At 61.2% G+C, this 21,994-nt stretch carries 17 protein-coding genes; 15 read left to right on the forward strand and 2 right to left on the reverse strand.

Annotation, left to right across the window (positions count from 1 at the left end; translation table 11 throughout):
- Positions 1–52 precede the first annotated feature (52 nt).
- Entirely contained in the window at positions 53–928 is an 876-nt protein-coding gene (purU, locus tag H281_RS0112815) for a formyltetrahydrofolate deformylase (protein WP_020067509.1), read from the reverse strand.
- A gap of 125 nt (positions 929–1,053) precedes the next feature.
- A complete protein-coding gene (locus H281_RS0112820; protein WP_027804538.1) occupies positions 1,054–1,968 on the reverse strand; it encodes a choline sulfate utilization transcriptional regulator in 915 nt (304 codons plus the stop codon).
- A gap of 172 nt (positions 1,969–2,140) precedes the next feature.
- Here H281_RS0112820 and betC point away from each other — a divergent pair, with 172 nt between their 5' ends.
- From betC to H281_RS0112895, 15 genes are all read left to right on the forward strand, one after another.
- A complete protein-coding gene (betC, locus tag H281_RS0112825) occupies positions 2,141–3,679 on the forward strand; it encodes a choline-sulfatase (protein WP_027804539.1) in 1,539 nt (512 codons plus the stop codon).
- A gap of 46 nt (positions 3,680–3,725) precedes the next feature.
- Positions 3,726–4,679 (forward strand): choline ABC transporter substrate-binding protein, encoded by a 954-nt coding sequence (locus H281_RS0112830; RefSeq protein WP_020067512.1) that lies wholly within the window; start codon positions 3,726–3,728, stop codon positions 4,677–4,679.
- 276 nt (positions 4,680–4,955) lie between these two features.
- Positions 4,956–6,104, forward strand: a complete 1,149-nt coding sequence (locus H281_RS0112835; RefSeq protein WP_020067513.1) for a porin — start codon at positions 4,956–4,958, stop codon at positions 6,102–6,104.
- A gap of 276 nt (positions 6,105–6,380) precedes the next feature.
- The gene (locus H281_RS0112840) at positions 6,381–7,298 is read left to right on the forward strand and encodes a LysR substrate-binding domain-containing protein (protein WP_020067514.1); all 918 of its coding nucleotides are present in this window, start codon (positions 6,381–6,383) and stop codon (positions 7,296–7,298) included.
- Positions 7,299–7,483: 185 nt separating this feature from the next.
- Positions 7,484–8,155 carry a GntR family transcriptional regulator gene (locus H281_RS0112845; protein WP_241077882.1) on the forward strand — a complete coding sequence of 224 codons (672 nt, stop codon included), beginning with the start codon at positions 7,484–7,486 and terminating at the stop codon, positions 8,153–8,155.
- Positions 8,156–8,283: 128 nt separating this feature from the next.
- Positions 8,284–9,894: a gamma-glutamyltransferase family protein gene (locus H281_RS0112850; protein ID WP_027804543.1), complete on the forward strand. Its 1,611-nt coding sequence runs from the start codon at positions 8,284–8,286 to the stop codon at positions 9,892–9,894.
- Positions 9,895–10,005: 111 nt separating this feature from the next.
- Positions 10,006–11,310: an oxalate/formate MFS antiporter gene (gene oxlT / locus H281_RS0112855; protein WP_020067517.1), complete on the forward strand. Its 1,305-nt coding sequence runs from the start codon at positions 10,006–10,008 to the stop codon at positions 11,308–11,310.
- Positions 11,311–11,361: 51 nt separating this feature from the next.
- On the forward strand, positions 11,362–12,138 hold the full coding sequence (locus H281_RS0112860; protein WP_020067518.1) for an ABC transporter ATP-binding protein: 777 nt from the start codon (positions 11,362–11,364) through the stop codon (positions 12,136–12,138).
- Positions 12,135–12,989 carry an ABC transporter permease gene (locus H281_RS0112865; protein WP_020067519.1) on the forward strand — a complete coding sequence of 285 codons (855 nt, stop codon included), beginning with the start codon at positions 12,135–12,137 and terminating at the stop codon, positions 12,987–12,989. The genes H281_RS0112860 and H281_RS0112865 overlap by 4 nt, the downstream gene beginning before the upstream one ends.
- A 40-nt stretch (positions 12,990–13,029) precedes the next feature.
- On the forward strand, positions 13,030–14,010 hold the full coding sequence (locus tag H281_RS0112870; RefSeq protein WP_020067520.1) for an ABC transporter substrate-binding protein: 981 nt from the start codon (positions 13,030–13,032) through the stop codon (positions 14,008–14,010).
- 37 nt (positions 14,011–14,047) lie between these two features.
- Positions 14,048–15,403: an amidase gene (locus H281_RS0112875; RefSeq protein WP_020067521.1), complete on the forward strand. Its 1,356-nt coding sequence runs from the start codon at positions 14,048–14,050 to the stop codon at positions 15,401–15,403.
- An 81-nt stretch (positions 15,404–15,484) separates the two neighbouring features.
- Positions 15,485–18,154, forward strand: a complete 2,670-nt coding sequence (locus H281_RS0112880; protein WP_027804544.1) for an excinuclease ABC subunit UvrA — start codon at positions 15,485–15,487, stop codon at positions 18,152–18,154.
- A 565-nt stretch (positions 18,155–18,719) separates the two neighbouring features.
- Positions 18,720–20,126 carry a class I SAM-dependent methyltransferase gene (locus H281_RS0112885; RefSeq protein WP_020067523.1) on the forward strand — a complete coding sequence of 469 codons (1,407 nt, stop codon included), beginning with the start codon at positions 18,720–18,722 and terminating at the stop codon, positions 20,124–20,126.
- A 1-nt stretch (position 20,127) separates the two neighbouring features.
- Entirely contained in the window at positions 20,128–21,465 is a 1,338-nt protein-coding gene (locus tag H281_RS0112890; RefSeq protein WP_027804545.1) for a sensor histidine kinase, read from the forward strand.
- 7 nt (positions 21,466–21,472) lie between these two features.
- Positions 21,473–21,877: a response regulator gene (locus tag H281_RS0112895; RefSeq protein ID WP_020067525.1), complete on the forward strand. Its 405-nt coding sequence runs from the start codon at positions 21,473–21,475 to the stop codon at positions 21,875–21,877.
- Positions 21,878–21,994 lie beyond the last annotated feature (117 nt).

Genomic DNA, 21,994 nt, shown 5'->3' on the forward strand with positions numbered 1-21,994 from the left:
AGACAAAAAACGCCGCTTATCAAAGCGGCGTTTTTCTTTTGTGCTTGCAGCACTATTGCAGCACGACAGTTCTATCTCCGTTGATAAACACCCGCCGCTCGATAAACGCCTTGACCGCGCGAGCGAGCGTAATGCACTCGACGTCGCGTCCGGTGGCGAGCAGGCGCTCCGGACTGTACGAATGATCGACACGCTCGACGACCTGCTCGATGATCGGACCTTCATCGAGGTCGTCGGTCACGAAGTGCGCGGTCGCGCCGATCAGTTTGACGCCACGCGCATGGGCCTGGTGATAGGGTTTCGCACCCTTGAAACCGGGCAGAAACGAATGGTGAATGTTGATCGCGCGTGCAGCGAGTGCACGGCTCGTCTCGCCCGAAAGAATCTGCATGTAACGCGCGAGAATCATCAATTCGGCGCCGGAGGTCTCGAATAGATCGAGCAAGCGCGCTTCCTGCTGCGGTTTTGTATCGGCGGTGATGGGCAGATGGTGAAACGGCAACCCGTGTTGTTGCGCGAGCGGTTCGAGATCGCGATGATTCGAGCCAATGCCGACAATGTCCATCTTGAGCTCACCCATTCGCCACCGAAATAGCAGGTCCGCGAGACAGTGCTCGAGCTTCGACACCATGATGAGTACTTTGGGACGGGTGCTGACGTCGTGCATTGCCCAGGTCATACGAAAGCGCTCGGCAATCGGCTCGAACTCGCGTTTGAGCGCCGCGATATTTCGCGTCTCGTTCGCATCCACGCCGTGAAAAACGCAGCGCACGAAAAACCGCTCACTGAGGTCGTCGTCGAAAACGGTGAGTTCGTCGATATAACAATGATGCCGGTCGAGAAAGCCGACAACGGCGGCAACCTGGCCCGCGGCGCTCGGACACGCGACGGTGAGAACCAGTTGATCAGGACGGGAATCGGCGGACATGCGCTCTCCACATAAACGAAGGGGGATGCCGCGGGGCGCGGCATGCATCGTCGCAGTAGAGCAAATTCACACGCGGCGCGGATAGAAGCGAATCGCCGTGGCAATGGAACCGGAACGCCAGATAGCTATTCCGCGTCGAGCCCGCATTCGCCGAGCAGCCATTGGCGGAAAGCTTCTACTGCGGGTGTCGCCGCGCGCTGCGTGACCAGCATGTAGCCGCGCTCGGTAACCACCGGAGTGTCGAACAGCTCGACGAGTTGGCCGGTGGCGAGCAGTTCGTGGATGAGCGGCGCCCAGCCGAGTGCCACGCCTTGGCCCATGATCGCCGCATGGGCGACGAGGGTGAAGCTGTTGAACGTGATGCCGCGATGCGCCGCGGGCGCAACGAGACCGTGCGCCGCGAACCAGTCGGCCCACGACACCCAGCGCGCGGGCTGCGTCGGTTCAAGGTGTAGAAGCGGCAGCGCGAGCAACTCGGACGGCGACCTCAGCGGTGGATGTGCTGCGAGAAACGCCGGGCTGCACACTGGCGTGACACGCTCCGGAAAGAGCTTGATGACGCTGCGCGCGTTCCAGTCCGCATGTTCGTCGCCAAACGCAATCGCCACGTCCGCGTGATCGTGCGACGGATCGAACACACTCTGCGACGTGATGATCTTCACGTCGACATCAGGCATCAGCGCCTTGAATTGCGAAAGCCGCGGCATCAGCCAGTAAGTAGCGAAACCAAAGTCGGTGGACAGGGTGAGCGTTTGCGGCGTACGGCGCGCGCGGATTTCGGCAGTGGCATGACGGATGGTGTCGAGCGCAAGACGCACCGCATCGAAAAGCCGCTCGCCGTCTTCGGTAAGCCGGACACCGCGATGGCCGCGTTCGAAAAGGGGGGCGCCCAGCGTCTCTTCGAGTTGCACGATGCGCTGGCTTACTGCTGGCTGCGTAGAACCCAACTCTCGCGCGGCCGCGGTGAAACTCGCGAGACGCGCGGCGGATTCGAACATTGTCAATGCCTGCATTGGCGGCAAGCGGTCCTGCCTCGACATAACGCCCCCTTATAGGCACATAACGAATTGCCGTCTTCACAGCGCCGAATTGACCGGCAATAGTGGTGCAGATGCCGCACGCGGACCGCCACCAGCGCTTCGAGTTGTGTCTGCGATCGCACCGGCATAGGTAGTTGCACTGACATCCATGATTCTATTCAAGGCGCGCTCCATGCTTGACAGCAAAAAGAATATTCTCATTCTGATGGCCGACCAGATGACTCCATTTGCGCTCGCCGCTTATGGACACCCGCTAACCAGAACACCCAACCTCGACCGCCTTGCAAAGCAAGGTGTGGTATTCGATTCTGCATATTGCGCAAGCCCGCTGTGTGCGCCGTCGCGCTTTTCTTTTCTGTCCGGCAAATTGCCGTCTGCAATCGGCGCGTACGACAATGCCGCGGAATTTCCGTCGCAAACACTGACATTCGCGCATTACCTTCGCGCTGAAGGATATCGCACGATTCTCTCGGGAAAAATGCATTTCTGCGGCGCGGATCAGTTGCACGGTTTCGAAGAGCGCCTCACCACGGACATTTATCCGGCCGACTTCGGCTGGACGCCGAATTGGGACGATTTCGAGGCGCGCCCAACGTGGTATCACAACATGAGTTCCGTTATCGACGCCGGGCCGTGCGTGCGCACGAACCAGCTAGATTTCGACGATGAGGTCACGTTCACAACGCGCCAGAAGCTCTTCGACATTGCCCGTGAGCGGCACGCGGGAAAAGACGCGAGGCCTTTCTGCATGGTTGCCTCGCTGACACATCCTCATGATCCTTACGCGATTCCGGAAAAGTACTGGAACATGTATCGGGACGACGATATCGACATGCCCGCGCATCGCGACTCGTTCGACGAAGCCGATCCTCACTCCAGGCGCTTGCGTCACGTTTGCGAAACCGACCGCACGCCGCCGACTGACCAGCAGATCCGCAACGCACGCCGCGCCTATTACGGCGCGATTTCCTATGTCGACGACCAGTTCGGTGCGATTCTCGAAGCGCTCGACCAGGCCGGGCTTGCGGAGGACACGATTATTGTCGTCACTTCCGATCATGGTGAGATGCTCGGCGAGCGTGGCCTCTGGTACAAGATGACCTTTTTTGAAGGCGGCTGCCGCGTGCCGCTGATCGTGCACGCACCGCAGCAATTCGACGCGCATCGCGTGAAGGCTTCCGTGTCGCATCTTGATCTGCTGCCCACATTGGTCGAACTGGCGCGCGGCAAACAACCGGCCGCATGGCCCGATTCGCTCGACGGGCACAGTCTTGTGCCGCATCTTCGAGGAGAGCATGGCGGTCATGATGAAGCAGTAGGCGAGTACCTTGCGGAAGGCGCTATTGCGCCGATTGTGATGCTGCGGCGCGGGCGCTTCAAGTTCATACACTCGCCTGCCGACCCGGACCAGCTGTACGACGTCGAAGCCGATTCGCTTGAACGAGTGAACCTCGCGTCGAAAGCCGAGTACTCCGCCCAGATAGAGGAATTGCGCAACGAGATTGCCGCGCGCTGGGATCTTGCCGCGCTGCACGATCAAGTGCTGCAAAGTCAGCGCCGTCGCCGCTTTCATTTCGCCGCCACCACGCAAGGCACAGTTGCTTCATGGGACTGGCAACCTCGGGTCGATGCCAGTCAGCGTTACATGCGCAATCACATCGATCTGGACACGCTCGAAGCAATGGCGCGCTTCCCGGCGGTCGCGCACTGACCGGTCGCTACATGCTTACTTCTCACTCACTCACAGGAAAGTCGCGATGATGAACAAGCTATTCAAACAGGCGATGTCTAGCGTTGTGCTGCTATGCGCGGCAGCCAGTTTCGCGTCGGCCGCGGAGCCGCAATCGTGCATGCAGGTGAACATGGCGGGGCCGGGATGGACCGATATCGACGCCACCAATGCGATGACGGGCGTCGTGCTGAAAGCGCTCGGGTATAAACAGAAGGTGGCTAACCTTTCTGTGCCGATCACGTATCAGGGCCTGAAAAAAGGGCAAATCGACGTGTTTCTCGGCAACTGGATGCCCGCGCAAGCAACGGTCGTCAAACCCTTTGAAGAAGAAAAATCGATCGTGGTCGTTCATCCGAATCTGAGCAATGCGAAGTTCACGCTCGCAGTGCCCGACTACGTGGCGGCGGCGGGCGTTCACTCGTTTGCGGGCCTTGCCAAAAATGCCGACAAGTTCGATAGCAGGATCTACGGCATCGAACCGGGCGCGCCGGCCAATCAGAACATCAAGAAGATGGTCGATGATAGAGCGTTTGGTCTCGACAACTGGAAGCTCGTCGAATCGAGCGAGACCGGCATGCTCACACAAGTCGAGCGTGCAGTGCGCGAGAAAAAGTGGATCGTGTTCCTGGCGTGGGAGCCGCATGTGATGAACACGAAGTTCAAGCTGACTTATCTCGACGGTGGCGATAAGTACTTCGGTCCGAACTACGGCGGCGCCACGGTCAACACCGTTGCGCGCAGCGGCTATGCGCAACAATGCCCTAACGTGGATCGTCTTTTCAAGCAGCTGACATTCAACGTCGACATTGAGAACGGAGTAATCACCGAAGTACTCGAAAAGAAGACTAGTGTCGACGTAGCCGCGACCGAAGCGCTCAAGCGCCACCCCGAACTGCTCAAGTCGTGGCTCGATGGCGTCAATACCGCAAGCGGTGCGAATGGCCTGCAGGCCGTTCAGACGGCTCTTGGCGTGAAGTAGAAAAGGCAATGCCAGTTGTTCGCTCGTAAGGTCGCAAGGCGACAGATTCATGTCGCATCCAATCGACTCGCCGTAAATCTGGAACCGTATTCTTGACGCGTCGATGCGGGCTTGGCGGAATTTTCATGCTGAACAAATAACAGCCAGGCCATATCGATCGGTCTCAACCGGTTTCGAACTGCCCGTCATGCGAGAAGCGCCGCGCGCCTGCTATTGGCCGCGGCAGGGATCGCTTTATCCAACGAATTGCGCAGGCAAAGAGCAGGGGAGAATTCAATGAAGAAGAGAAATGCCGTCAGTCTTTCGGGACTCGCTATTGCAGCAAGCGCCGTGTGCGCGCCAACGGTTGTCCACGCGCAAAGCAGTGTCACGCTGTATGGCGTTCTGGACGCCGGCATCACGTACGTGAGCAACGCTGGTGGCTCCCACCAGGTCAAGTTCGACGACGGCATTTCGTACGGTAACCGTATCGGCTTCAAAGGCGTCGAAGATCTCGGCGGCGGCTTGCAGGCCATCTTCGTGCTCGAGTCGGGATTCCACCTGGGCAATGGACAGCTTGGATTCGGCGGTGCCGAGTTCGGCCGCCAGGCATATGTCGGCCTGAAGAACAGTTGGGGCACGCTGTCGTTCGGTAACCAGCTCGACATGACGGAAGAATTCGCTTACCTGTACAACATATCGGCGTGGGCGAGCGGTTACGCGATTCACCAGGGCGACTTCGACCGGATGAACGGCGACCGGCTGCCGAATTCGATCAAGTATCTCTCCAACGACATTTCCGGTTTTTCTTTTGGCGGCATGTACTCGTTCGGCAATACGGCGGGCGACTTCCACCAGAAAAGCGCATGGAGCGTGGGCGCGCGCTATGAACACGGCGCGTTCAATATGGGCGCCGCCTATACGCAGTTGAACAATCCGTTCGGTATCTACGCGTTCGATCCGTATGCGATGATCGGCACGCATACCTTCCTCGGCCAGCCTACCGTCTCGGTCGATCCTGCAACCGGCGCGGTAACAGATCTGTACAGTGCCTCCGCATTCCCCGTCGACAAGCAAGGCGCCTTCGCAGTTGGTGCCGCATACACGATCGGCAACGTGATGTTGAGCGGCAACTTCACCTACACCACGATCAAGGGGCTCGGACAAACGTCGCATATGCAGGTGTACGAGGGCGGCGCTTCGTACACGTTCACACCGGCGTTGATGCTATACGGCGGTTATCAACACACGCGATTTGAAGGAAACCACTGGAATCAAGGCTCGCTCGGGCTTCACTATCTGCTGTCCAAACGCACGGACGTTTATATCTCCGGTGATTATCTGCGCGCTTCCGATGGCGTGAACGCGGTGATCGGCTATAGCTTCACGCCGTCGAGCACGAGCACGCAGGCCGATGTGCGTATCGGCATGCGCCATTCGTTCTGAAGCACCGGCGGCGGATTTCCGGCAGCGGGAATCCGCCGTGGCTATTTGTCTGCTATTTCAGTAATTGTCTGCTTTATCGGTATTTGTCGCTTCTTCTTTATATCCGCTCTACAATCCCGTCCCTCGCATGAGTCGCAGTTCAGTCTGGCCTGCCGTTACGGCATGTACGGACGTTGCGCTCCATGTCTTCTTTTCCGAATTGCAATGAGCGGTGCCGCCGTGATCTGCGCATCGTGATGCACTGTATCAACACCTGGGCGGGACCGAGGATGCCGAATGCCGATAAAGCTTTCCTTTGAAGCGCTTGAAGTACTGGATGTAATAGACCGAACGGAGACGTTTGCCGAGGCAGCCGAGTTGCTGCACAGAGTACCGTCGGCACTAACGTATCTCGTGCAGAAGATCGAAAGCGATCTGGGCGTCGAACTGTTCGATCGCAGCGGAAGACGCGCGAGACTCACGCAAGCCGGCCGGGTACTCGTGGAAGAAGGGCGTCAGTTGCTCAAAGCGGCGCGACAGCTCGAAATGAAAGCGCAAGGCATCCAGCGAGGTTGGGAGTCGGAACTTTGCATCTGTCTGGATGAAATCCTGCCGTTCGAATCGTTGTGGCCGTATGTTCGCAGCTTCTACGAAATGGAAACGATCACGCGGTTGCGCCTGTCCACCGAAGTGCTTGGCGGCGTCTGGGATGCGCTGATTACAGGGCGTGCGGATCTCGCCGTGGGCGCAGTCGGTGAGCCGCCTCACGCGGCGAATATCGCGGCGCGGCCAATTGGAGCGTTGCGGCATCTATTCGTGATGGCGCCGGATCATCCGCTTGCCGCGATAACCGAGCCGTTGGACCGCAGCACGATTGCCGCATATCGCGGCGCTGTCATAAGCGACACATCGCGCGAGTTACAGCCTCAATCGGTGGCGACGTACGACGGCCAACCCGTCATCGTAGTGCCCACGCTGGCGGCCAAGGTCGGCGCGCTGTGCGAAGGAATCGCCGTGGGCATGCTGCCTGAACGCGTGGCCGAAGGCCTCATACGCGAAGGGAAACTCGTCGCGAGACGGATTGCCGGCGTGCGTGAGCACACGCAGTGCTATCTCGCGTGGCGCGAAGATAAAGGCGGGCATGCGCTGGATTGGTGGATCGACCAACTGGATAAGGAAGATCTGGTCGACAGACTCTTCGGTGCATGCATATAGTCGCGAACGTCAGTTCAACAACGCCGCCCGCAGATTAAATTCTTGTTGACGGATCTTTTGACGGTGACCGATAGTCACTGCCGGAAGATCTGTTAATCCCAGGCTCGTGCGTGAAAGACACAACCCGCTCTCCCTCGTCCCGCGCTGATCACGTGTATTTCAGCGTGCGAGACGATATCTTCGACATGCGCCTGCTTCCAGGCGACCGTATGACTGAAGGCAGCATCGCCGACCGCTTCGGCGTTTCGCGCACACCAGCGCGAGAGGCGCTGCAACGTCTTCAAAGCGACGGTCTGATGCGCGGCTATGTACGCGGCGGCTGGGAAGTCGTGCCGATCGACTTCAAGCGCTTCGAAGATCTGTATGAAATGCGCAAGCTGATCGAGACGTTTTCTGTCACCAGGCTCTTTGGCGCTGACGGAACTCTATCCGCCACCGCTTTGCAGATGCTTGAGCGGCTCGACTGCATCTGGAACGTCCCTCGCGCACAACGCGTTCGCGACGGCCGGGAGATGGTGGCGCTCGACGAGGCGTTCCACGAGGCGCTCGTGCTCGCCGCAGGCAATGAAGAGCTGAGCGCCGCCATGCAGCGCGTGACTGACCGCATCCGCGTGGTGCGGCGGCTCGACCTCGTATACGGCGATTGCATCGACGACACTTACAACGAACACATTGCGATTCTCGCCGCCATCCGCGATCTTGCGGCTGACCGGGCAGTCGAGTTATTGGGGCGGCACATAGAAGGAAGCAGGGCGGAAGTGCGCACACTGACCACCGAGCGCCTGCAGCGCGCCCGCACCGCCTCGGAGCCTCACAGTGCGCCTTATGCACCACCGAGGTTGCGAGGCACCATCTAGCAACACGCTTTCCGGCGCGGCAATTTGTTAAGCGCCTTCTGCAATCGGCCTTTGCGCGGAATGCGGACGTTGGCATGGTATTCGCATATGCACCGGGTATGTATACAAGCAAAAGCCCCGTGCACCCGATGCCTTCCGAATTCCTGAACCCGGCCCGCGGGACCCGCGGCATGGCGGTCGCGCCTCATGCGCTTGCCGCGCAGAGCGCGCTCGCCATCTTGCGCGAAGGCGGCAACGCCGTCGAAGCGATGATCTCGGCCGCGGCGACGATCGCCGTCGTCTATCCGCATATGAACAGCATTGGCGGCGACGGGTTCTGGCTTATCTCGCGTCCCGGCGCCGAGCCTGTCGGCATCGAAGCCTGCGGTGCGGCGGCATTGGCGGCGAGTGTCGACGAGTACCGCTCGCGTGGACTCTCGGTCATACCGACGCGCGGCCCGCTCGCAGCCAACACGGTGGCCGGCACGGTGTCCGGCTGGCAGCGCGCGCATCGCTGGTCGGCTGAAACCTTGGGCGGCAGGCTGCCGGTCGAACGCCTGCTCGAAGACGCAATCCATTACGCGAAGCACGGCGTGCCGGTCACGCGCAGTCAGTCGCAATGTGTCGAAAGCCGTCTCGCCGAGCTGCGCTCGATTCCGGGTTTCACAGAGACATTCCTCTGCGACGGTCGCGTGCCTGCCACGGGCGAGCGCTTCGTCGCACCTCGTCTTGCCGCCACTCTCGAACGTCTGGCCCATGCAGGCTTCGACGACTTCTATCGCGGCGACCTTGCACGCAGCATCGCGAGTGATCTTCAGTCGGCTGGCTCGCTACTGACTCTCGCAGATCTGCAACGACACGAGGCGCGCATGCGAACGCCGCTCGCTCTCGATCATTCGCTGGGCACGATCTACAACATGCCGCCGCCGACACAAGGGCTCGTGTCGTTGCTGATTCTGGGCATTCTCGATCGCGTGTTGACGAAAGAGATGGACCCGGTGGGTCCCGAGTTCGTGCACGCCTGCGTCGAAGCAACCAAGCTCGCGTTCGCGGTGCGCGATGCAGAGATCACCGATCCGGATCACATGCGCGTCGATCCACGCGAACTGCTAAAGCCTGCCGCGCTCGACGCAATGGCTGCGCAGGTGTCGTCGACTCGAGCCGCGCCGTGGGGCGCCGGTCGCGGGCCGGGCGATACGGTGTGGCTCGGCGTGACCGATAGCAACGGCGTGGCGGTGAGCTTCATCCAGAGCATTTATCACGAGTTCGGCAGCGGCGTGGTGCTGGCCGGGACGGGCATCAACTGGCAGAACCGCGGATGCAGCTTCTCGCTCGACGAGCGCTCCCGCAATCCGCTAATGCCGCTGCGCCGGCCTTTTCACACGCTGAACCCGGCGCTCGCACGTTTTGCGGATGGCCGCACGATGGTCTACGGCAACATGGGCGGCGACGGGCAGCCGCAGTCGCAAAGTGCGGTGTTCTCGCGCATTGCGATGTTCGGCTGGAATCCGCAGGCCGCGATCGACGCGCCGCGTTGGCTGCTCGGCCGCACATGGGGCCAATCGACCGACACGCTCAAACTCGAAGCGCGTTTCTCTGCGGACACGATCGCGCGACTCGCAGCGCTCGGCCACGAAGTCGAGACGATGCAGGCGTATGACGAAGCAATGGGACATGCCGGCGCAATCGTTCGGTATCCCGATGGATTGATCGAAGCGGGCTACGACCCGCGCAGTGACGGGGCAGCCGCGGGCTGGTAGACGCACACGCGCGCTATTTTTCAATCGGATTGCAGGTCCGGCCTTCGAGGCCCGGAGGACGCTGCACGTCTGCCGGGCGCCGGCAGACATTCGCCTAGTAATGGAGTCACCATGACCACACGTTTGCAATCTTCGTTGCCACCCATCGCGTCGACGGAAGCCGGCGCCGTTTCGTCGGGCGCGACCCACAATCGTTGGCTTCAACTCGGGCTCGGTCTCGTCTGCATGATGGCGATTTCGAGTCCGCAGTATGTATGGACGCTGATGACCAAGCCGCTCGCCGCGAAACTCGGCGTTGCATTGCCTGAGCTACAGGTCACGTTTTCGCTGCTGATCATATTGCAGACGTTCTTCTCGCCGTTTCAGGGCAAGCTGATCGACCGCTTCGGACCACGCATGCTGATTTCAATCGGCACCGTCATGTCGGGCCTGAGCTGGGTGCTGGCCTCACAGGTGCATAGCGCGCCGATGCTCTACCTCACTTATGGACTGGTGGGCGGTCTCGGCACCGGCATTGTGTACGTCGGCGTGGTGGGGCTGATGGTGCGCTGGTTCCCGACCAATCGCGGCTTTGCTGCGGGCGCCGTCGCGGCGGGCTATGGGATGGGCGCGATCGTCACGACGTTCCCGATCGCCACGTCGCTGCAAGTGCGCGGCATCGATGCAACGCTCTGGATTTTCGGCATTGCGTTCGCAGTGGTAGGCCTGCTTGCTTCGCAGGGTTTGCGAGTGCCGCCTGCGCACGATGCCGCTGCTTCCCCGGGTTCCGCTTCCGCACCTGCCGTTAACAATTTCCGCCCTTCGCAGACGTTGAAAACGCCGATCTTCTGGCTGATGTTCGCGATGATGACCATGATGTCAACGTCGGGTCTCATGGTCACGTCGCAAATGGCCACCTTCGCCGCCGACTTCGGCGTGACCAAGGTTCTCGTGTTCGGCATGGCGGCGTTGCCGCTGGCGTTAACGATCGACCGCTTCACGAACGGGCTCACGCGACCGCTGTTCGGCTGGGTATCGGACAGAATGGGGCGCGAGAACACGATGTTTTTTGCCTTCGCGCTCGAAGGTGTGGCCATGGCGCTATGGCTGCTCACGCGCGACAACGCCGTGCTGTTCGTGCTGCTGTCGGGCGTGGTGTTCTTCGGCTGGGGCGAGATCTTCTCGCTGTTTCCGTCGACGCTCACCGACACGTTCGGCACGCGGCACGCCACCGAGAATTACGGCTGGCTCTATATCTCGCAAGGGATCGGTTCTATTTTCGGCGGCCCGCTCGCGGCGTTGATGCATCAGCACGCGGGAAGCTGGGTGCCGGTGTTTTCGACCGCGATCACGCTCGACATCGCGACCGCGCTGCTCGCCATTGCCGTGCTCAAGCCGATGCGCCGGCGCTTTCTGGCGGCACAGCAGAGCGCGTGATTTCAATCGCCTTTGTCGAAATGCACTCAGAAACGTCGTCGAGGAACAGACATGTCCGTTCAGCTTGCGTTACGCAATATCCGTAAATCGTTTCCGAACAAACTCGGTTCCGTCGACGTGCTCGGCGGTCTGACCTTCGATATTCACGAGCGCGATTTCGTCAGCATCATCGGGCCTTCGGGCTGCGGCAAAACCACGGTGTTCAACGTGATCGCCGGCCTGCTCGAAGCGGATAGCGGCGACATCGTCTATCGCGGGCAAAGCGTCGATGGCTTGCGCGGCAAGGTCGGCTACATGATGCAGCGCGATCTGCTGCTGCCGTGGCGCACCGTGCTGCAAAACGTGCTGATCGGGCCGGAGCTCTCGAAGATGCCGGCTGCGCAAGCACGCGACATGGCGATGGAATACCTCAATACCTATGGGCTCGCCGGCTTCGAGAATGCGTATCCGCGCATGCTGTCAGGCGGCATGCGTCAGCGCGTGGCGCTGATCCGCACGCTGATTAACGATCCCGACATCATTCTGCTGGACGAGCCTTTCTCGGCGCTCGACTACCAGACGCGCCTGTATCTGGAAGGCGTGCTGATGGAGGCCGTCGAGACGTTTCACAAGACAGTCGTACTCGTCACGCACGACATCGACGAGGCGGTGGCCTTGTCGAAGCGCGTCGTTGTACTGGGCGGCCGGCCTTCGCAGGTGAAGAAGATCTATGACATCGACATAGCCGCTCGCTCGCCAATCGGCGCACGCAGCGATCCGAACTTCGCCGGGTACTTTCACGCGTTATGCGGCGAGCTCGACATTCAGACGGAGGTGAAAGCAGCATGACGCAATCCGCTTCCATCAATAAACCGGCGCCTGCACAACGCACAGCAAAGCCCCGCGCGCGCTTCGTGCTCGACAGCGGCTGGGGGCGTTCGCTGTTGCAACTCGCGGCGGTAGTGGCGTTCTTTGCAATATGGGAAGGCGCGGCGCGCGTCGGCTGGGTATCGAATTTCCTTGTGGGCTCGCCTTCGAAAATACTCGCAGCGCTCTTGCGCGACGTGCAGTCGCATCAGCTTTTCATCGACACCGGTTATACGCTCTTCGAAGCAATTCTCGGCTTCGTGTTCGGCACCGCAGTCGGGTCGGTGTGCGGACTCGCGCTGTGGTATTCGCCGTTCGTCGCGCGGCTCATCGAGCCGTTTATCGTCGCGATCAACAGTGTGCCGAAGATCGCTTTTGCACCCATCGTGATTCTGTGGTTCGGCACCGGACTCATCTCGAAGGTTGCGCTGGCCATTTCGCTGACCGCGATCGTTGCGCTGATTGCTGCATATGAAGCGGCCAAGGACGCCGATCCCGACCTGCAGGCGTTGCTCGTCACGCTCGGCGCGAACAAGAACGACGTGTTCATGAAAGTCGTGGTGCCGTTCACGCTGCCTTACGTGATCTCCACGTTTCGCATCAACGTCGGCTTCGGTCTGGTGGGCGCAGTGGTCGGCGAATTCATCTCATCGGAGAAGGGCCTCGGACACATGATCTTCACCGCGTCCAGCCTGTACGACCTGAACACCGTGTGGGAGGGGCTGTTCGTGCTCATGGCGATCGGCTTCGTCCTGTACTTTCTGATCGACATGCTCGAACGCAAACTGCTGCCCTGGCGGCAGGCGTCGAATACCACCACGCTCAAGGTTTAACGCATTCCGGCAGTCCAACCACTTCATGACAGGACAGACGATGGCATTCACCGCAAGAAAGGCGCTCGTCGCGCTCACGACCGCTTTGGCACTGAGCGTTGCAGTCGTTTCAACACCGGCACTGGCCGACGGAAAGAAAGTGACTATTTCGCAGGCGTTCCAGTCGATGCTCTATTTGCCGCTCTATGTGGCAATAGACGGCGGATTTTTCGAAAAGGCGGGACTCGACGTCAACAAGCAGACGGCGGGCAGTCCGAGCGCGGCGCTTTCGGCTGTGCTGTCCGGCAGCGCGGACTTCTCGCTACACGGTCCGGAGTGGACGGCCGTGGCCGCGGAGAAGGGCGCCGATGTCGATGTGATCGCGAATGTCGTGAACGGTGCGGCAGTGTGGATCGCCGTTGCGCCGGATGTAAAGTTCAGCGGCATCAAGGACGTGAAAGATCAGGTGGTCGTGTCGGGACAGATGCCAACCACCAGCACGTCGCTGTTCTTCAAGCTGCTGAAGGAGAACGGCATGTCGCAAAGCGACGTGAAGCTGGTTCAGGTGCCGCTCGGCTCGGAGATCGGACCGCTCGTTGCCGGCCAGGCGAAGATCGCGGTGATGTATGAACCTGGACTCGATCAGGCTGTCGCTAAGGGCATGAAAGTCGTGCTCGGCTTTCCGAAGCTCTATGGCGAATACGCGTTTTCGTCAATCTCCGCCAAGCGCAGCGTCGATCCGGATGCAGCCGCGCGGTTCGTGAAGGGGCTGCAAAACGCGCTGCTCTACATGCAAAGCCATCCTGCGGAAACGGCGGCCATCGCGCGCAAGGAATTCCCGACTCTCGACGCCGCAGTGGTCGATGCAGCGGTGAAGCGTATGCTCGACGAAGGCGTGTATCCGAAGAACGTCAGCATCACGCCGAAAGCGCTGACTGTCGCGATGGATACGCAGATCGCCCTCGGCAATCTGAAGCAGCAGCCGAACTACGACAGGTTCATCGTGCAGAATTACATCCAGCCGGCGCTTGCCGCGAAATAACACCGCTCACACCGTTGACACCGTTCGCGACGCTTACATGACCATGTTCTCTTCTTCTTCAAAAGCTGCGCCGATTCCGTCCATCTCGCAGATTCGCGCTGAAGTTGCCTCGGGCGAGGCGAGACTCGAGCAGTACGTCACGCAGGCTTACGAGGCGGCGTGCAAATCGCAGGCGTCGTTGCATGCGTTCTGTTATTTGCCGGACGCCGCGCCTGTCAATGCCGTGGATGTCGCCTCGCCGCTGGCGGGCGTACCAGTCGCGGTAAAGGACGTGATCGATACCGCCGACATGCCGACCGAATTCAACTCGCTCGCCTACAAAGGACGGCGGCCCGAGCGGGATGCGTGGGTGGTCGCGCGTTTGCGTGCGGCGGGCGCGTCGATTATCGGCAAGACGGTGACGACCGAATTCGCGTGGCGTAAGCCGGGCGCGACCGTCAACCCGTGGAATGACGCGTTCACGCCGGGCGGTTCGTCGAGTGGCTCGGCGGCGGCCGTCGCGGCGGGGATCGTGCCGCTCGCGCTCGGCACCCAGACGCAGGGATCGGTGATACGGCCGGCGGCGTACTGCGGCATCGTCGGCTTCAAGCCGACTTACGGTGCGATTGCGCGCACGGGCGTGTTGCCGCTGGCGTGGTCGCTGGACCACGTCGGCATGTTTGCAACACGCGTCGCGGACGTGGCTTATGCACTGGCGCTTGTCACTGGCGAGGACGCCGCCGATCCGCACGTCTCGCACGTTCGGTCCGCTGCCCAGCTTGCGGCGCGCGGCACGGGGGCGCGGCGCATCGGCGTGCTGTCGAAACAGGCCGGCGGGGCAATCGAGCCGGCGCAGCAGGCCGCGCTCGACAGGCTCGCGGCTCAACTGGCACGAGACGGCGCCGAGATCGTCACAGTCGATCTGCCAGCCGAGATCTTCGAAACGCCTGCGCATGCGTTGAAACTGATGTCGGTTGAAGCCGCCATCACGCACGGCGAACTGGTCGATCGCACACCCGAGCTGGTGAGCGAGGCAATGCGCGGCCTCGTCGAAGAGGGCCGCAAGCTGCCCGCGACCGTCTACGCGAGCATCAAGGCGGCGCAGATGCCGATGGCGCACCGCTTTCACGACTGGCTGACCGGCGCGCTGGCGCTCGATGCACTGCTGGTCGCACCGGCCACGGGCGAACCGCCGCGCGGGCTCGACTATACGGGCGACGCGTCATTCTGTGCGCCGTGGACGTTCCTCGGCGTGCCGGCCGTGACCGTGCCCGTGGGATTCGGGCCGCAGGGCTTGCCTCTCGGCGCGCAGCTGGTAGGCGCTGCTCACGGTGACGCCGATTTGCTGAAGCTCGCCGAGTGGGTCGAAGCGCGGACAGGGTGGCCCGCGGCGGTGGCGCAGCGGAAGATGTGATCGCGGACGCCGGGCCGGCTGCCCGGTGTGGCATGGGTTGTGCGTCTTTGTAGGGTTCCTGGCCCATAGCTACCGACCGATATGGATGCAAGCAGCCGCAAACCCCGCTCGTCCACGGCATCTTCCCGCACAGACACGGGGTTTGTCAGCGTGCGCGGCGCGCGGGAACATAATTTGAAAAACGTCGACGTGCAGATTCCACGCGATGCGCTGGTCGTATTTACCGGCGTGTCCGGTTCGGGCAAGTCGTCGCTCGCATTCGGCACGCTGTACGCGGAGGCCCAGCGGCGCTACTTCGAATCGGTCGCGCCTTACGCGCGGCGTCTGATCGAGCAGGTCGGCGTGCCCGAAGTGGACGCAATCGAAGGATTGCCGCCCGCTGTCGCATTGCAACAGCAACGCGGCACGCCGTCGGCGCGTTCGTCGGTGGGAAGCGTGACTACGCTGTCCACCCTCGTGCGCATGCTGTATTCGCGGACCGGAACATACCCGCCCAAACAGCCCATGTTGTTTGCCGAGCACTTTTCGCCGAACACGGTGCAAGGCGCCTGCCCGACATGCCATGGGCTAGGGCGCGTGTATGAAGTCACCGAAAGTTCGATGGTGCCCGACGACTCGCTGACCATCCGCGAGCGCGCGATCGCTGCGTGGCCGCCCGCATGGCATGGACAGAATCTGCGCGACATCCTCGTGACGCTTGGTTATGACGTGGATACGCCATGGCGCGATCTGCCGAAGAAAGATCGCGACTGGATTCTCTTCACCGATGAGCAGCCGACCGTGCCCGTCTACGCCGGTCTCACACCCAAAGAAACGCGCGCAGCGCTCAAACGGAAAGACGAGCCGAGCTACCAGGGGACGTTTACCGGCGCCCGCAGATACGTCCTGCATACTTTCGCCAACACGCAAAGCGCGCTGATGAAAAAGCGCGTGTCGAAGTACATGGTGTCGAGCGACTGTCCGGAGTGCGGCGGCAAACGGCTCACGAAAGAAGCGCTATCGGTGAAATTCGCCGGCCTCGATATCGCCGAGCTTTCGCAGTTGCCTCTCTCAGGACTCGCCGCGCTTCTTGAACCGGTCGCGCGCGGAGAATGGCAGGAGCCGGTCGAGGTACCACGGGGCAAGGGCGACGTGCTCAGCAGGAGCGCTATGCGCGACGCCGTCGAGCGGCGCGTGGCGGCTGGCGGATCGGCGCACAAGGCCTCGCCTGACGTGCGACGTACGCCGAACCTGTCCGGCGAGAAGCGCCTCGCCGCGCAACGCATTGCGGCCGAACTTCAGGAGCGGTTGACCACGCTCATCGACCTGGGCCTCGGTTATCTTTCGCTTGATCGCAGTACGCCGACGCTGTCTTCGGGTGAACTGCAGCGCTTGCGGCTCGCCACGCAATTGTCGTCGCAGCTCTTCGGGGTCGTGTATGTGCTCGATGAGCCATCGGCAGGCTTGCATCCGGCGGATGGCGAAGCGCTTTTCAGCGCGCTTCAGGCGCTGAAAGCAGCGGGCAATTCGCTGTTCGTCGTCGAGCACGATCTGCAGATGATGCGGCGCGCCGACTGGCTGGTCGACGTGGGTCCCGCTGCAGGCGAGGAGGGCGGTCACATTGTGTATAGCGGACCGCCCGACGGACTCGCGGCGGTCGAAGCGTCACAGACGCGCCGGCATCTGTTCGCGCCGCCGGCAAGCGTCGAGCGCACGCAGCGCGACGCGAAGGGCTGGCTGCGGCTTGCCGGTATCACGCGTAATAACCTGCATGGGCTGAACGTCGCGTTTGCACTCGGCTGCCTGACGACGGTGACCGGCATATCCGGCTCGGGCAAATCGAGCCTTGTGAGCCTGGCGCTGCCGGAACTGGTTGCGAGCCGGCTAGGGAAAGCAATCGAAAACCCGGACGATGACGAACAGGACCCGCTGCTCGCCGATGGCGGCATGCCGGCGAGCGGCCACATTGTCGACGGGATGGAATCGATCAGACGGCTCGTACGAGTCGACCAAAAGCCGATTGGACGTACGCCGCGTTCCAATCTGGCCACCTACACAGGCCTTTTCGACCAGGTGCGCAAGCTTTTCGCGGACACGCCCGCCGCCCGCAAGCGGCGCTATAGCGCGGGTCGCTTTTCGTTCAATGTTGCGCAGGGCCGCTGCCCGACCTGCGAAGGCGAAGGCTTCGTCAGCGTCGAACTGCTTTTTCTGCCGAGCGTCTATGCGCCTTGCACGACGTGCCACGGCACCCGTTATAACGAATCGACGCTGGAAATCACGTGGCGGGACAAGAACATTGCGCAGGTGCTGGGCCTGACGGTCGACGCCGCTTGCAGTTTCTTCGCCGACCAGCCCGGCGTGATGCGTTCACTGACCGCGCTGCGCGACATCGGCCTCGGCTATCTGCGGCTCGGCCAGCCGGCCACGGAGTTATCCGGCGGCGAAGCACAGCGCATCAAGCTCGCGACCGAGCTGCAGCGGGCTCAACGCGGCGACACGCTATACATCCTGGACGAGCCTACGACGGGTCTTCATCCCGCCGACGTCGATCGGCTAATGGTGCAATTGCAAGGACTTGTCGATGCGGGCAACACGGTCGTCGCGGTCGAGCACGATATGCGAGTGGCCGCACAAAGCGACTGGGTCATCGACGTGGGCCCAGGGGCGGGAGACGCTGGCGGAACGATCGTGGTGAGCGGAAGACCCGCGGAAGTCGCGCGCAAAAAGGAGAGCCGCACCGCTGCGTATATCAGGCAACAGCTGGCGGCCTGATTCGGCGGCGCGGCTATTCGAATAACTTCGATCGACGAACGCACCGCACGCCGTTCGCGCCTGGCAACCAGGTCATGCGTAACGCATTTGTTCAATGTCAGGTGTGCATCAAGAGCCTTATCATGCATGCCGCACGGCCGTGGACCTACGCGCTTTCTGCGCCGTTCGCCGCATGCCTCCATCCCGCTTCACTGACCAGATGACAGTGGACGACAGCATTCTTTTTTATCAGTAGAATGCTGCAACCGCAACGATTCAGTGTTGCCGCAACCGACGCTCGGGCTCATCAGTTTCACGGTCTCGTCAAGACCGTGAGGCTATCAGCACGCGTGTCGTCGCGAGGCGACGCAGTCATGTCGAATGCAAAACTTGTGTGGCCGCTGCGAACGGGAGTGAATCGCACGCCGCCACGAACAATGGATCGCCGTCGCCACAACTGAAACCGTTGGCGACACGTGTCACATGGACCAACGACGCCATCGGCGCTCACCTGGCCGACCTGCTGGCCGGATAGGGCGTCGGATCCCAAACCAACTAGTCGTGATACTTACCTGGCCGCAATATTGTGTATTCCAAAACGCAAATCGATCCGGTAGTCAGCTTCCGGAACTCGCAGGGCGAGCAGGTACGAGGCACGATCATCAATCTCCAGCGAAACTCGCTGGTGATGGAGATCTATAACCCGTACTCGATTGTGCAGGTCAGCGAGGTGCTGAGCGACCTGTCCGTCAAGATGGGCGTGGAACACGCCTATTCTGGCAAGGCAGTCGTCATCAGCATGGTCAATACCGGCCTCACAGCAATCGTTTCGGTAACGCTGATCGCCGAGTGGCGCGAACTGAGTGGCGGCGCGCTGGAAGCGCGTACGGTGGGCGAAGAAGCGCGCCGGTTCGTGCAGGACTGGACCGGCCGTTTCCAGATCCGTCGTGATTACCAGATCGCAGTCAACCAGATCCGCGCTTTTCTCTCGGACATGTCGCGGTGGGTCGAGCAGGCAGACCTCGGCGAGACCATGCCGAAGGAAGGCAATAGCCTGCGTGAAGACTTCTTCTTCGAACTGGCATCGCCATTAATGGAGAAGACCAAGCTCTACTTCGACGAATTCGAAGGCGAGGCACGGCTGGTCGACGAAGAACTGGCGCCGGCACACCGTGCCTTTGCCCAGGCTGCACTACATCCGCTGCTGCTGCGCTCGCCGTTTGTGTTTCGCACGTTCACGAAGCCGCTGGGCTATGCCGGCGACTACCAGATGGTCAATCAGATGCTCGACGATCCGCGCCAGGGGCCGAGCACGTACTTCCAGATCGTCAACGCGGCTTTCCTGCAGACGGCCGTCGCGCGTGCGCACCGCAATCGCGTCGACCTGCTGGTGGACTACCTGACCCGGCTCGCCAACGAAGCGCGCGCCGCGCAGCGGCCGTTCCGTGTGCTGAACGTAGGTTGCGGCCCCGCTCAGGAGATCCAGCGTTTTATCCACGAATACGACGAACCGCAGTGGCTGACGTTCGAACTGCTCGACTTCAGCCAGGAGACACTGGACTGGACACGTGAACGCCTTGCGTCCATTTCACAGAAAATGGGCAGGCGCATGACCATTAGCTACACGCACGATTCTGTCCACCACCTGCTCAAGCGCCGGATCGATGCGCACGCATCGGACGTCCGTGAATTCGACGCGGTGTATTGCGCCGGCCTCTTCGACTACCTGTCGGACAAGGTGTGTGCGCGGCTGAACCAGCATTTCGCCAGCCGGACCCGACAGGGCGGCCGCCTGCTGGTAACCAATGTCCACGCCGACAACCCGGAGCGCCTGAGCATGGAGCACGTGCTCGAGTGGTACCTGATCTATCGCAACGAGGCACAGATGGCCGACATCATGCCGGAGAACTGCGGAGAGCCGCGCCTGTACACGGACTCGACCGGGGTTAATGTGTTCGCCGAGGTGGTGATCGGCCAGCAACAAGTAGCCTGAGATGACAACCTCCCTTGGTGGGCTACAGTCGAACTATCGTGAAGAACTGCGCGACTACCGGTTGCTGTGCAGCAAGGCCGGAGGCCTGACGGTGATCGTGCTGGTGCTGATGGGCGTTGCGCTCGACTACGTCGTGTATCCGGATGAGCAAAAGCGCTTTGCGATCATTCGGGTGCTGACCAGCGCAGCCATTGGCCTGGCATTGCTGTCGTTTTACACGACAACGGGCAAACGCCACGTGCAGATCATCACCTTCCTCTGGCTGCTGTTGCCGCAGGCAATGATCTCCTGGATGATTTATGTCACGCAGGGCGAGCAGTCATTGTTCTATGCCGGGCTCATGCTGACGATCTTTGCGGTCGGCATCCTGTTCCCTTCCGGCTATTGGCAGACGCTGGCTTTCGGGCTGGCCACGGTCGCGCTCTACTACATAGCCTGCGTGGCTCATGCGGGCGGCATACACGACCCGAGCAAGTTTCTATTTCAGCTCATCCTGATCTTCTTCTGTGCGTTGGCCAGTTCGGTGTACACCTACTTCAACGAGAAGGGCCGTTTCCAGCTTTTCCGGTTAAAGGAGGAGCTGGCGCACAAGAACGACCAGCTCGCCCGTACCAACGAAAGCCTCGCGCAGATCAAAGGTCAGTTATTGCAGCAGGAGAAGATGGCTGCAATCGGTACGTTGTCGGCGGGGTTGCTTCACGAGGTCAACAACCCGGTGAACTTCTGCCTGATGGCGATCGAAATCGGCATGGAGGAACCGCAGGCCAAAAGCAGCCCTTCGCTGATGGAGTGCCTGACGGATGTCAAGCAGGGGATGCAACGCATCCAGCATATCGTGTCGGACCTGAAGACCTTTGCCTACCGTCGACCCGGCGCGGCGGCAGACGACGTGCCGTTCCTGTTCGAGAAGGCGCTTGACTCGTCGATCCGCTTGAGCGCGCATGAACTGCGCGGCGTGAGCGTCACGCGTGAGCTGTCCGACGACACCCTTGTGCTGGGCGACGAAGCCGCCATTATCGGCGTGCTCATCAACCTGTTTTCAAATGCTGCTCTCGCCATGCAGAAGGCCGGCACCGCGTCGCCGCGCATCCACGTCGCGGCGGAGTGGCGCGACGACCGGCTGCATGTGAATGTGCGCGACAACGGACCGGGAATCGCCGCAGAAAATCTCGCGCGAGTGTTTGAACCGTTTTTCACTACGCGCGAAGTCGGCCAGGGCCTCGGCCTTGGCCTGTCCATTAGTTATGCGGTGGTGGAGCGGCACGGCGGCACACTATTCGCGGAAAGCAAGTTGGGCGAGTGGACCGCGTTCAACTTCGACCTGCCGCGTGCCGAGTGATATCGAAATGAGCAATACGCAGCAGAGCCCGCACACTGTCGTCTATGTCGATGATGAGGATTTAGCCCGCAAGTACTTTGCGCGCGCGGCGGGCAGTGACTACGAAGTGCTTCTCGCGAGCGGCGCAGAGGAGGCTATGTCGATCCTTCGCCGCGAAGGAGCGCGCGTGGCCGTGCTTGTGACCGACTTCCGCATGCCGGGCCGGCACGGCGACGATCTGCTGCGCCAGGTCGCTCAGGAGTATCCGCATATCGTCCGGATCCTGGTGACGGCCTACGCGGACAACAACGCGTTGCCGGCCGCAGTCAGTTCCGATGGGGTGTTCCGAATCCTGGAGAAGCCCCTGGGCGTGAGCACGGTCCGCGAGGTGTTGACATCGGCGACGACAGCCCAAGTGTCGCGACTGACGTGACGCAGCGCTTGCCGGTCGACCCGGTTATCGCGAAGACCGGCGCAAGCCGCTTCGGCACGATCTTCAGCAACCGCGTCGCGCAGCTTGTCGGGAACATCGGGATCAGATCCGCAGTCG

It is taken from the genome of Paraburkholderia caledonica (assembly GCF_000383275.1).
GTDB classification, from domain to species: domain Bacteria; phylum Pseudomonadota; class Gammaproteobacteria; order Burkholderiales; family Burkholderiaceae; genus Paraburkholderia; species Paraburkholderia caledonica.